12 protein-coding genes are annotated in these 11629 nt (G+C 65.3%); 6 read left to right on the forward strand and 6 right to left on the reverse strand.

Features of this window, described 5'->3' with window-relative positions; translation table 11 throughout:
• The first annotated feature begins 276 nt into the window (after window positions 1-276).
• From Q8N40_RS25605 to Q8N40_RS25615, 3 genes are all read left to right on the forward strand, one after another.
• The gene (locus tag Q8N40_RS25605; RefSeq protein ID WP_305713794.1) at window positions 277-2124 is read left to right on the forward strand and encodes a PAS domain-containing sensor histidine kinase; all 1848 of its coding nucleotides are present in this window, start codon (window positions 277-279) and stop codon (window positions 2122-2124) included.
• Complete coding sequence (locus tag Q8N40_RS25610) at window positions 2117-2830, forward strand: peptidoglycan-binding protein (protein WP_371135816.1); 714 nt, start codon at window positions 2117-2119, stop codon at window positions 2828-2830. The genes Q8N40_RS25605 and Q8N40_RS25610 overlap by 8 nt, the downstream gene beginning before the upstream one ends.
• Window positions 2831-2982: 152 nt before the next feature.
• Window positions 2983-3327 (forward strand): DUF1491 family protein, encoded by a 345-nt coding sequence (locus Q8N40_RS25615; RefSeq protein ID WP_305713796.1) that lies wholly within the window; start codon window positions 2983-2985, stop codon window positions 3325-3327.
• Here the strand turns inward: Q8N40_RS25615 and Q8N40_RS25620 are convergent.
• Window positions 3324-4298, reverse strand: a complete 975-nt coding sequence (locus tag Q8N40_RS25620) for a DUF2336 domain-containing protein (protein ID WP_305713797.1) — start codon at window positions 4296-4298, stop codon at window positions 3324-3326. The two genes, Q8N40_RS25615 and Q8N40_RS25620, sit on opposite strands and share 4 nt — an antisense overlap.
• Before the next feature lie 230 nt (window positions 4299-4528).
• Between Q8N40_RS25620 and Q8N40_RS25625 the strand changes: the two genes are divergently transcribed.
• Together Q8N40_RS25625 and Q8N40_RS25630 are read left to right on the forward strand one after the other, a co-directional pair.
• A complete protein-coding gene (locus Q8N40_RS25625) occupies window positions 4529-4726 on the forward strand; it encodes a hypothetical protein (protein ID WP_305713798.1) in 198 nt (65 codons plus the stop codon).
• A 17-nt stretch (window positions 4727-4743) separates the two neighbouring features.
• Window positions 4744-5523 (forward strand): hypothetical protein, encoded by a 780-nt coding sequence (locus Q8N40_RS25630; protein WP_305713799.1) that lies wholly within the window; start codon window positions 4744-4746, stop codon window positions 5521-5523.
• A 9-nt stretch (window positions 5524-5532) separates the two neighbouring features.
• Here the strand turns inward: Q8N40_RS25630 and Q8N40_RS25635 are convergent, their stop codons facing one another.
• From Q8N40_RS25635 to Q8N40_RS25645, 3 genes are all read right to left on the reverse strand, one after another.
• Window positions 5533-6303, reverse strand: a complete 771-nt coding sequence (locus Q8N40_RS25635) for an SDR family NAD(P)-dependent oxidoreductase (protein ID WP_305713800.1) — start codon at window positions 6301-6303, stop codon at window positions 5533-5535.
• A 58-nt stretch (window positions 6304-6361) separates the two neighbouring features.
• Entirely contained in the window at window positions 6362-7450 is a 1089-nt protein-coding gene (locus Q8N40_RS25640; RefSeq protein WP_305713801.1) for a mandelate racemase/muconate lactonizing enzyme family protein, read from the reverse strand.
• 77 nt (window positions 7451-7527) lie between these two features.
• Window positions 7528-8688 carry an acyl-CoA dehydrogenase family protein gene (locus tag Q8N40_RS25645; protein WP_305713802.1) on the reverse strand — a complete coding sequence of 387 codons (1161 nt, stop codon included), beginning with the start codon at window positions 8686-8688 and terminating at the stop codon, window positions 7528-7530.
• A 404-nt stretch (window positions 8689-9092) separates the two neighbouring features.
• On the opposite strand from Q8N40_RS25645, the gene Q8N40_RS25650 reads away from it, so the two are divergent.
• Window positions 9093-10070 carry a tripartite tricarboxylate transporter substrate binding protein gene (locus Q8N40_RS25650; RefSeq protein WP_305713803.1) on the forward strand — a complete coding sequence of 326 codons (978 nt, stop codon included), beginning with the start codon at window positions 9093-9095 and terminating at the stop codon, window positions 10068-10070.
• A 60-nt stretch (window positions 10071-10130) separates the two neighbouring features.
• Here Q8N40_RS25650 and Q8N40_RS25655 read toward each other — a convergent pair whose 3' ends face one another.
• A complete protein-coding gene (locus Q8N40_RS25655; protein WP_305713804.1) occupies window positions 10131-11039 on the reverse strand; it encodes a hotdog domain-containing protein in 909 nt (302 codons plus the stop codon).
• A 50-nt stretch (window positions 11040-11089) separates the two neighbouring features.
• On the reverse strand, window positions 11090-11629 hold a 540-nt coding region (locus tag Q8N40_RS25660; protein ID WP_305713805.1), incomplete at its 5' end, for an amidase family protein.

Consider the following 11629-nt stretch of genomic DNA (forward strand, 5'->3'; position numbering starts at 1 on the left):
TGATGACCGATTCCGGCGGCAAGCCGCAGCCACCGGTCGCATCCACCCTTTCGAAACCATACGAGGCCGGTTCCGGAAACTCTCCGTTCACCATCTGCATCGAATGAGCCGCCGCACCCTCGGCGAAACCCCGTGCAGGCACGGACTTCGGCCGCGGGCTGGCGCGCCTTAGCGTTCGCTTAAGTTCGCTCTGACAGGTTGGGGCAACGATAAAGGGGGCGTTCCGGCGCGTCAGCAACAGAACCTGCGAGACGAACAAGCCGAAGCGCGAGAGACGTGACAGTTTTGAATATCATCCGCGATTGCCTCGACGCGTTGCTGCATCCGTCCGCGCGTTACGATGCGCTGACGCGCGCGCGTCATCGCGCATTCATGGCGCCGCGGCTGCTCGGCAGCCTGGCGGCCCTCGCGGCATTCCCGGTCTATCTGGCGCTGCGAGGTGCGCCGACGGCGCTGGAAGTCGCGGCATTCGCCTGGCTGATCGCGCCGATCCTGCTGTCATGGTTTCTGTCGCGCACCGGCCGCTACGAAAGCGCGCATGTGCTGTCCTCGCTGGCGCTGAGCGGTCTCGTCATGACGGTGGCGATGACCACCGGCGGCATCGAATCCTTTGCCGCGATCTGGCTGGTCGTGGTTCCGCTGGAGGCCGCATTGTCGGCATCGCGCCGCGCGGTGGCGTTCGCCTGCGCGCTGACGCTTGTCTGCACCGCCGCCCTGATCGTATCGGGGCATTTCGACCTGTTGGCGCCGCCGGATGCCAATTCGATCTCGCGCAGCATCTTCATGGCGTTCGGGGTGGCATCGGCGACGCTCTATGCGGCCGGGCTCGCCTTCGGCGCCGAGTCGCTGGCGCGCACCAGCGTGGCGCTGCTCAATGTCGAGGAGGACCGCTATCGCCTGTTGGCGCGCAACATGAGCGACGTAATTTCGCGGCATCGCCGCAACGGCGCCGTGCAGTTCATTTCGCCTGCGGTGGAGGCGATGCTGGGGGTGCCGGTGTCGCGGCTGCTCGGGCATGGCCTGTTCGACCGCGTCCATGTCGCCGATCGTCCGGCCTATCTCACCGCGCTTTCGGATGCCGTGCGCGGCGGCGAGGCGCGCAGCGTCGAATTTCGCCTGAGGCGGGAGGTGCCGCGTGCCAGCGCGCGGGGCCCGAACCATCAGGTCGACTTTATCTGGGTCGAAATGCGCTGCCGGCCGCTGGAACAGGCCGCGGAAGCGGCTGTGCTGCCCGAAGCCGAAGCCGAGGTGGTCGCCGTGATGCGCGACGTCACCGACCGCAAGATCCAGGAGCAGGCGCTCGATCTCGCGCGCACCGCCGCCGAGCACGCCGACGCGTCGAAGACCCGTTTCCTCGCCACCATGAGTCACGAGCTGCGCACGCCGCTCAACGCCATCATCGGATTTTCCGAGATGATCGTTCAGGAAGACGTGCTGATGATCGACGCCATCAGGCGCAAGGAATATGCCCAGCTGATCAACGATTCCGGCCAGCATCTCTTGTCGGTCGTCAACGGCATTCTCGACATGTCGAAAATGGAAACTGGCAATTTCGAGATTTCGCCGGAACCGTTCGCGCCGCGCGCCGCCCTGATCAATTGCTGCAACCTGCTGGCGCTGAAGGCGCGGGAAAACGCCATCGATCTCGTCACCCGCGCGCCGAACGATCTGCCCATGATGACCGGCGATCCCCGTGCGTTCAAGCAGATCGTGCTGAACCTGGTCGCCAACGCCATCAAGTTTACCGAGCGCGGCGGCTCCGTCACGGTGTCCGCAGGCGTCGAGGGATCGCGGCTGGTGCTGCGCGTCTGCGACACCGGCGTCGGCATCTCGGCCGACGACCTGAAGCGGATCGGCAATCCCTTCTTCCAGGCCGGCAAGACCTATCAGCGGCGCCACGAAGGCACCGGCCTCGGGCTCTCGATCGTGAAGAGCCTGGTTGCCCTGCATGCCGGCGAGATTAATGTGCAGAGCAAGCTCGACGAAGGCACCACCGTGACCGTCGCATTGCCGCTCGCCTTCACGCCGAGGGCCGAGCAGACATCCAGCAATATCGCAACGCTGACGCCGGCGGTGCGGTCCGCAACCCCAGAGCCATCCCATCAGGTGAAGAAAAGTGCCTAGACATAGCGATGACGAAGACATGCCGCGCCGCCGTCGCGGCGCGCGGGCGGCGGTCGTGGAAGCGGAGGCCGAGCGGGGCCTTTTGATGCGCATCCTGCTGCATAGCCCGAAAGACCTGGTGGCAGGCTTGCTGGCGTTTGCCGCGGTCAGCGCCATCATCGCCAACGCGCTGTTTCTGCAGGCCGGACGCCATCCGTCGCCGATGTTTGGCACGGTGACGAAGATGCCGGCGGCGGCCTCTGCGCCCAGCCCGTTGCCGCGTCCACGCCCGGTGGAAGCCGCGGCGCGAACCGATCCCTTGCCGGCGGAACCACGGGTCGTCGAGATGAGAATCGCCGAGCCCAGGATCGACGCCAAAAACGACTCGAAGAGCGATTCCAAGAGCGATCCGATGACCAATCTGGTCAAGGCGACAGCTTCGCCGCAGGCCATGCCGTCCACGATCGTGCGCCCGCCGGCGCCGATTCCAGCTTCCCGCAACGAGACCATCGCAAATCAAACCCCGGCGGCGCGCCGCGTGGCGTCGGTACAGCGCACGCTGACCGAATATGGCTACGGCCAGTTGAAGCCGACCGGTACGGTCGGCTCCGACACCCAGGCCGCGATCCAGAAATTCGAGCGCGAGCGCAAGCTGCCGGTGACCGGGCAGATGTCCGATCGGCTGGTGAAGGAACTCACCGCGATGATCGGCCGGCCGGTCGAGTAGCGCACGCCGGCCCCTGCCGCAGGGGCTCTGCAAAAAAATCGCGAAAACAACCCCATGAACAGTAGAATGGCTCGGCTCGCAGCACCGGAGCTGCCGTGCGCTTCGGTACTCGCCACTCTGTATTTTACAAAATAATATCAAAGGCTTATGGCATGCGATTAAAATCAGCCATATGGGTGGCGGCCTATTTGCGCCGTTGCCAGACCGCGGGCGTGTTCGGCGCCGTGCGCCGGCGCGGCGCGGAGGAGGCCGGGGCGGTGTTCGTCAAGGTCGCCACGCTCGACGGCAACGCCATGCTGTACGTACCGGCGCCGCAGACGGTGTATGACGACAGCCGGCCGATCGAGCGCATCTTCACGCCGATGTCGCCGCAACCGGTGCCGGAAACCTCAGTGGAAGAGCGCCTGGTCCGGGAAATCAAGTTCGATCCCGACGCCTGGGTAGTCGAGACCGAGGACCGGGCAGGACGGCATTTTCTCGATCTGGCGAGAGCCTAGCGCCCGGAGCCCTGGTAGCCGGTTCGCGGCACGGCGGCGACGCCCGGTTGCACGGCGGGGCGGGTCTGGGCCGGCGCCGAGCGCGCGCGCTGGCGTTCGTCGTCGTAAAGGGCGGGGCGGTACTTGGCCCGGGCCACCGCCATGGTCGAGCCACGCCAGGCGGCCAGCATGATCAGGGCGGAGCGTTCGCTGAGCCGGTCATACAGGCGCGACATCCGGTAGACGTAATTGACCGAAGCGAATTGCGGATTGAGAAACAGCGTCACGCGCTGGAACACGGGGCCGGGCATATCCAGCGCTCTTGCCGCGCAGGCCAGCGGCTCGCCGCCGGGATCGCCAACCACTTGGGCAGCAACACGCGACGGCAGGATCAGGGTTTCGCCGAGTTCCAGCGTGAAGTTCTCGATGTCGCCGACCCAGGCGGCCATCTCCAGCGTCTCGACGGCGCGCGCGGCGCACATGTAAGGAATCCGCGCCGCAGCCCGCAACGGGGTTTCCGCCAGGTTATGCAGGATCTGGGTGCGCTCGCCGGCGCTGGCCGCGAAAAACAGGTCGTTGATCTCGGCGGCGTCCTTTGGCTGCATCGAGAGGTTCGATGCCATCCGCATTTGCGCTTCGGTCGGCGGGGTGACCGTCGGCGCAACGGCGGCACTGGCGGGAATCTCATCGGCGGCAGGCATGCGCAAACCGGGATCCTGCTTCTTCAGCCCGAGCCTCCTCAGCACCTCGGGCGGCGTGGCCGGATAGATCGAGAGCCGCGCCCGCACCGCCGCGCGCGTGGTGTCGTCGACCTCATCGATCAGGCGGGACGTCAGTTCGACGAACTGCCGCGCTTCCTCATCGCTGTGCACCTGGGTCTGAACGTAGAGGTCGGTCAGCACGCGCAGCAAGGTGGGACGTATATCGACGCCCTCGCGGCGGGAGAGCGTCATCAGCCCATCGAAGCCGGGGAAAAATGGCGGTGTGGTCATGTCAGGATACGCGACTGAGAAATATCAGCGCCAATTTACATGGCTTGCTTTAACAGCTCGTTAAGGAAAACAACCGGTGAAGGGTTCCGGTCGCATTCGCCCTGTTGCCGGACGCTTCGGCCAGATCGCGCCAGCCGCTGAAATTAAGATGCCGTTAACCACGTCCTGATTTTAATGTCGAGGTGTCGCCGGCCAATGCGTGCCAGTGCGGCCATCAGAGAGAGTCGAACATGGGCAACATCATTGAATTTCCGGCAGATGCGGCTTCGCGGCGGCCGGGGTCGACCATCGATGGCGCTCCACGTTCAGGCATGGGCACCATCCTGATCCTTCCCGCCGTCCGGATCGAGCGCAACCCCGATGAAACCAGCGGTGGCAGCGGACCGGAAGAGGGCACCGCTCCCGGCCGCCGCCGCCGTCGGCGCTGATCCCGGGACAATTCAATATGCCGGAGACGCGTCTTCCGATCCGGATCCCATCGCAGGCATGGCGGCGATCGCCGTTTCCGCTGCTGTTGCTGCTCGGCGCTGCGCTCGGGGGCTGCAGCGGCGGCGACTTCGGCCGCACCCGCCAGGACGTGCGCAACGACGACATGCATCGCTGGCTCGGCGCCGAGGTGACGGGAAGCGTCGGCCTCAAGGCGTCGCAATTCCAGCTCACCGATGGCGAACGGCAGCTCCGCGATTATGCCTATCCCCTGATCGAGCCGCCGCATTCGCGTCCCGCCTGGAAGAGCGTGTTCGGCGACTACAAGCCGCTGCCGTCGCCGTGGCGGCAGGCGGTGATCTTCGACCGCACCGCCTATGGACGGTTGCTGATCGACGAGCCGCACCGCTCGCACAATTCGCGCTACGCCGTCCTGATGGATCATGTGCGCAACGACATCACCCGCTTCGAGCCGTTCTTTGCTTCCGCCGCCCGGGTCCTCGAACTTGACCGCAAGCGCAACGCCAGTCTCAAGCTGATATCGGAACTGTCGCCGCGCGAGCGCGACGACGCGGTGGCGCGGATGGAAGAGAATGCGATGATCGTGCAGTGGGTGCAGCAGAGCCTGGAGCGGCGGATTTCGTCGTATCGCTGGGCGCTGGAGCGGCTGGTGATCCAGGCGCCCGACAGCATCGCGGCCGACGTCGACCGCCTGATCGGCGAACTCGCCGCGCAAACCGCCAACCCGCCGGTCGCAGCGCGCCCGGTGATCGGACGCGCGGTGAGCGTGAGGGGTTGAGATAAAGCCCTACGCCGCGTAATATCCGCCGTCGACCACCTGCGACGCGCCCGTCATGAACGACGCCTTGTCGGAAACCATCCAGACCACAGCCTCCGCGATCTCCTCGGGCACGCCCATGCGGTTCATCGGCACCTTCGCCATCGTGGCATCGAAGCGCGTCTGCACCACTTCCTCGGTCATCGGGGTGGTGACGTAACCGGGATTGACGCAGTTGACGCGGATTCCGTCTTGCGCGTATTCGATCGCCGCGGTCTTGGTCAGTCCGACCACGCCGTGCTTCGCCGCCACATAATGGCCCGAGGTCGCCAGACCGATCAGGCCTGCGATCGAGGCGGTGTTGACGATGGCGCCGCCGCCGCCCTGTTGCAGCATCTGCGCGATCTCGTGCTTCAGGCACAGGAACACGCCGGTGAGATTGATCGCCAGCATGGCGTCGAACGAGGCCTGACTGAGTTCGTGCAGGCGCTGGCGTCCGGGGCCGACCGATCCACCGGCGACGCCCGCATTGTTGAACGCGCAATCGATCCGCCCATAGGCCGCCACCGTGCGCGCCACCATCGCGGCGACCTGATCTTCGCGGGTGACGTCGCCGCCGATCGCGATCGCCTGGCCGCCGGCCGCGTTGATCAGGGCGACGGTTTCAGCCGCGCGCTCCTCGGTGCGGTCGGCCACCGCCACGCGCGCGCCCTCCCGCGCCATCGCCAGCGAAGTCGCCCGTCCGATGCCGGAGGCGCCACCGGTGACCAGCGCCACCTTGCGATCGAGGATGCCTGCCATGTCGTGTTTTCTCCCGTTGTTTTTTTGAACGCCCGAGGCGAACTTACGCCGCTCCGATCTACGACGCGACTTTCGCCAGCCCGCTCCAGTCGAACGTGATGCCGTGCCCAGGCCGTGCCGGCGCCAACGCCATGCCTTCGTCGAGAACGAGCGGCTGCTCGATATAGCGGTCGAGCCCGAAGCCGTGCGCCTCCAGATAGGAGCGGTTCGAGCAGGCCGCGAGCAGGTGAACGGTAATGTCGTGTGCGCCGTGGCTGGTCACCGGCAGATTGAACGCTTCCGCGAGCCGCGCGATCTTCATGAAGGTCGTGACGCCGCCGCAATTGGTGACGTCGGGCTCGGGATACGACACGGCGCCGGCCGCAATATAGTTCCTGAATTCCCAGAGCGAGCGCAGGTTTTCGCCCGCCGCGATCGGCACGCCGCCGGCAGCCATGATGCGGGCGTGACCGGCGATATCGTCGGGGATGATCGGCTCCTCGAGCCAGGTCAGGTCGAGGGGTTGCAGGGCGCGCGCGGCGCGAATGGCTTCCTCGACCGTCCATTTCATGTTGGCATCGGCCATCAGAGGAAAGCCGTCGCCGAGATGCTCGCGCATCGCCTGCACGCGCTTGACGTCGGAGGCGAGATCGGGTCGGCCGACCTTCATCTTGATGGCGCGAAAGCCCTTGGCGAGATTGCCGTCGGTTTGCTGCAGAAGCGCTTCGACGGAAAGATCGAGGTCGATGCCGCCGGCGTAACAGGGTACGCGGGCGTCGAAGCCGCCGAGCAGGCGAAACAGCGGCGCATCGGCACGGCGCGCCTTCAGGTCCCACAGCGCAATGTCGAGCGCCGATAGCGCCAGAACGGTCGGTCCGCCGCGACCGCCATAATGCAGGGCCCACCAGACACGATGCCATATGGCTTCGGTGTCGTCCGCTTCGCGGCCCTCGATCAGTTCGCGAATTTCCCTCCGCAGCGTATCGGCGATCGCGCCGCCATTGCGGCCGACGGTGTAGGTATAGCCGACACCTTCGGCCCCATCGGAATCGCGGACACGGCAGGTTATCAATTCGAAGGCGTTGATTTCGCCGTGGGTGCTGTCAGAGAGGCTGACGCTCAGCGGGATCCGATAGAGCCCGGTGTCGATCGTCCTGATGAGTGCCATTTGGTCTCCGCCCGTTTTCGGCATCCTAGGCCGCCGCTGTTCGCGGAGCAATTGCTTCAGCCGATCATGTCAGCCATTCAATGCTGTTCGGCTTTCCAGTCGCGCTTGATCTTCTTGGCCAGCGACCATTTGTGGACTTCGGTCGGACCGTCATAGATGCGAAAAGCGCGGATCTCGCGGAAAGCCTGCTCGACGATCGTCTCGGTCGAGACGCCGGTGCCTCCCATCACCTGCACGCAGCGGTCGGCAACCCGCATCAGCGCTTCCGACACCGAAACCTTGGCCATCGAACTCTCGGCCGTCCCGAGCGAGCCGGTATCGAGCACGCTGGCGCACCAGTCGATCATCAGTTCCGACTGTTTGAGATCGATCAGGTTCTCCGCCAGCATGAAGCCGACGCCTTCGTGATCGACCAGCGGCTTTCCGAACGCATGGCGGCGGCAGGCGTAATCGGTGGCGATCTCGTTGGCGCGGATCGCGAGGCCCAGCCAGCGCATGCAGTGCGACAGGCGTGCCGGGCTGAGGCGGATTTGCGCATACTTGAAACCATCGCCGGACGCGCCGAGCATCTGGTCGGCGGAAACACGAAGGTTCTCGATCTCGATCTCGGCATGTCCGCCGGGCATCGAACTATCGATCGTATCGATCACGCGCAGGGTGCGGATCGCGGGATCCGGCAGATCGACCAGGAACATGCACGCGCCGACGTCCGACTTCGCCATGATGATGCCGACCCTGGCGCCATCGGCCCCCGTGATGAACTTCTTTCGCCCGTTGATGACCCAGTGATTGCCGTCCAGCCTGCACGTGGTCTGCATCATCGACGGATCGGAACCTGCACCGCCGGTGTCCGCCGGCTCGGTCATGAAGAACGCCGATCGCGCTTTTCCCGATACCAGTGGCTCCAGGAAGCGCGCCTTCTGCTCGGCGCTTCCGACCTTGCCGAGCAAATACATGTTGCCCTCATCGGGCGCCATCGTGTTGCAGGCCAACGGCCCCAGCGGCGAGAGACCGGAGTTGATCAGGGCCTTCGCCGTCTCGAGTTGCGTGAGGTGTGATCCGTCCGGCAGAATGTGCGGCGTCAGGACGCCAGCCTTGCGTGCCCTGGCGCGCAATTCCTGCACCAGTTCGTCGCTCGGGCCATGCGGACCCGCCCTTGGATCCTTTTCATAGGGGATCACCTCGGCGCGGATGAAAGCCTCGATGTCAGCGGCAATGGCGTCGGCTCGATGGGTCATGGATGCGGATGCTCCGGTCGATCTCCGCAGGGGCGGAGCTGTGGTGGCTGGATTTGATTGATGCGCGCTCGGTCACGGCGCGCTCTGGAGATCGCCAGGCAGATGGATTGGATACGAGCAGCATTCCGTCCCCGGTAGGCCTCCGCGCAATGATTGCCGCGTCGCAAGGCTACCGCCCTTACCACAACCAAGGGATCGTCGCACAGCCGGGATTGAAGGGTGGAAGGTTCGGCTCAATGACCGCGGGCGCAAAGCGGTCATTTGGTCCGACGCCGATCTCCGCCACGTGCCGCGAGGAGGCGTTGCCCCTTCCACGTCCTCACAAGACCGGTGTAGTCTGTTCCCGCAGGGCGTCCGGCTGGATTCCATTTCCTCGACGCCGTGCAGACCCTGGAGGGAGCATCATGAAATTTCCCCGCCGCACATTCTTGCATCTGGCCGTGGGCGCTGCTGCGTTGCCGGCCTTGCCCCGCATTGCGCGGACGCAAGCCTATCCGTCCCGGCCGGTGCGGATCATCGTCGGCTTTCCCGCCGGCGGGGCTACCGACATCCAGGCGCGCCTGATGGGTCAATGGTTATCGGATCGCCTCGGCCAGCAATTCATCATTGAGAACCGCGCCGGCGCCAGCGGTAACATCGGAACCGAGGCGGTCGCCAGAGCGCCCGCCGATGGCTACACACTTCTGCAAATCGTGACCCCGCATGCGATCAATTCCGCGCTCTACAGCAATCTCAGCTTCGACTTCATCCGGGATATCGCGCCGGTTATCTGCGCCGCGCGGCTGGCTTACGTGGTCGTGGTACATCCGTCGGTCCCCGCCACGACGATCCCTGAATTCATCGCATACGCCAAAGCCAACCCGGGCAAGATCAACTACGGCTCGGCCGGCCCCGGCACCCCGCAAAACATTGCTTGCGAACTCTTCAAGATGATGGCCGGTGTGAATTTGGTCCACGTCCCCTATCGGGGCGGCGCGCCTGCGACCACCGATCTGGTCGGCGGTCAGATACAAGTGATTTTCAGTCCGGTGTCGGAGTCGATCCAACACATCAAGGCCGGTAGCCTGCGCGCCCTGGCGGTCACGACCGCGGCCCGATTGGACGTGTTGCCGGACGTTCCAACAATGGCGGATTTCGTGCCTGGTTATGAGGCCAGCGGTTTTGCGGGCATCGGCGTGCCCAGGAACACCCCGGCCGACATCATCGACATGCTGAACAAGGAGCTCAATGCCGGCCTCGCCGATAGCAAAATCAGGGCCCGGATCGTCGAGCTGGGCGGTACAGTGCTCGGGGGCTCGCCTGCGGCGTTCGGAACGATCCTCTCGGATGCCACCGAAAAGTGGGCGAGGGTGATCAAGTCCGCAGGAATCAAGGTTGAATAGGCATTGCATGATGCGGCGACCCAGCACCGTCGCGATACGGTCCATCCGGTCGACACAGACCTATTCCTCGTCCACGCCCGGCGCCTGCCTCAGCAGGAAATGCCCGAACGCCGAGGCGATGGGTTTGGCCGGGTCGTCCTGCCACGCCTGGGCCTCGAAGGCGACGACGCGCCGGCCCTGCTTGACGATCGACACTTTGGCGTGGCTGTCGAGGGCCCGGCCGGAACGGAGGTAATTGACGGTGAGGCCGATCGGCTTCGGCGACGACACGCCGAGTTCGCGCGCCACGCCCACGATCGCGGTGGTTTCGAGGAAGGCGCCGGTCATGCCGCCGTGGATGGCGGGCAGGATCGGGTTGCCGATGATTTGCGGCGAGAACGGCATCAGCAGCGTGTCGTCCTCGCCGATGCGGATGCCGAGGCAACGCGCAAACGGGCTGTTGGCGAACGGGCTTGCGGGGTCCTGCGGCGCCTCCAGCACCGGCAGCGTGCGCTGCTCCATCGCCCGGTCCAGCATGTTGGTCCGGTTGGCCCCGACCATGAAGCAGGCTGTCGCGGTGGCAACGGGATCGTCTTCCGATTCCTGGTAGGCCGTCGCGCGCACGAAGGCGATCGAGCGGGTGACGCGGTAGCAGATCGAATGCGCCCGGATGTCGAGGCCCGGCGTTGACGGTTTCTGGTAGTCGATCCGCAGGTCGAGCGTGGCGATCGCGCTGGTGCCGTCGAGCGCGAGCTGGACGGCCATGCCGCAGCTCTCGTCGAGCATGGCGGTGACGACGCCGCCGTGCAGAACGCCGGTTGCGGTGTCGCCGACGAAGACCGGGCGGTAGGGCAGGCTCGACCACGCCTCGCCGCGGGCGGCGCGGTCGAGCCGAAGTCCGCTGATGTGACCATAGACGGAGCGGCTGCCCTTGATGGCCTCGGCGAGTTGCTCGAACGGCAGCTGCGTGATGATGGGTGCTTTGGACATACCAACGTTCTACGCCATATTGCGAAGCGAGCAAAAGGCGCGATCGTCGTTCAATCGTTGGTCACGTGCACCCGGGGCGTCCGCCCCGCGCTCCACTGCCGGCCGAGAGCGCGCTCGATCTGTGCCGCCAGCTGCAGCAGCAGGCCGTCATTGGCCTGCCGGGCCTGGGCCTGAATGCCGAGCGGCAAGCCGCTCTCATGTTGCGCCAGCGGCAGCGAGATCGCCGGAAGTCCGCAGAGATTGGCGAGCGGGGTGAAGGCGAAATTGCGCCACAGATTGCCGAACCAGTCCAGCACCGATGGATTGTCCGATATCGTCAGATACTCCGTCGTGCCGAGCTTCGGGGTCGGCAGCGCCGTGATCGGCGTCAGGATAATATCCCACTCCTCGAAAAACGCACCGAAGCCGCGGGTCGTCGTATTGAACACCGCCTGCATGCGGGCCCGCTCCGCAAATGTCGTGTGCCGGCCAGCTTCCCAGATCCGGATGTTGACCGGCTCGACCAGATCGGCCGGCGGCCGGTCGAGGCCGCGCGCCGCCAGCATGTTGCCGATCACGACGGCGAAATTGCTGATGTAGCAGGTGGTCTG

Source organism: Bradyrhizobium sp. (assembly GCF_030693485.1).
Classification (GTDB): Bacteria; Pseudomonadota; Alphaproteobacteria; order Rhizobiales; family Xanthobacteraceae; genus Bradyrhizobium.

What these genes read in the sequence shown, in the direction of transcription:
- Q8N40_RS25615 (WP_305713796.1), top strand. Translation starts at nt 2,983, where the DNA reads ATGCGATTAAAATCAGCCATATGGGTGGCGGCCTATTTGCGCCGTTGC.
- Q8N40_RS25620 (WP_305713797.1), bottom strand. Translation starts at nt 4,298, where the DNA reads ATGACCACACCGCCATTTTTCCCCGGCTTCGATGGGCTGATGACGCTC.
- Q8N40_RS25625 (WP_305713798.1), top strand. Translation starts at nt 4,529, where the DNA reads ATGGGCAACATCATTGAATTTCCGGCAGATGCGGCTTCGCGGCGGCCG.
- Q8N40_RS25630 (WP_305713799.1), top strand. Translation starts at nt 4,744, where the DNA reads ATGCCGGAGACGCGTCTTCCGATCCGGATCCCATCGCAGGCATGGCGG.
- Q8N40_RS25635 (WP_305713800.1), bottom strand. Translation starts at nt 6,303, where the DNA reads ATGGCAGGCATCCTCGATCGCAAGGTGGCGCTGGTCACCGGTGGCGCC.
- Q8N40_RS25640 (WP_305713801.1), bottom strand. Translation starts at nt 7,450, where the DNA reads ATGGCACTCATCAGGACGATCGACACCGGGCTCTATCGGATCCCGCTG.
- Q8N40_RS25645 (WP_305713802.1), bottom strand. Translation starts at nt 8,688, where the DNA reads ATGACCCATCGAGCCGACGCCATTGCCGCTGACATCGAGGCTTTCATC.
- Q8N40_RS25650 (WP_305713803.1), top strand. Translation starts at nt 9,093, where the DNA reads ATGAAATTTCCCCGCCGCACATTCTTGCATCTGGCCGTGGGCGCTGCT.
- Q8N40_RS25655 (WP_305713804.1), bottom strand. Translation starts at nt 11,039, where the DNA reads ATGTCCAAAGCACCCATCATCACGCAGCTGCCGTTCGAGCAACTCGCC.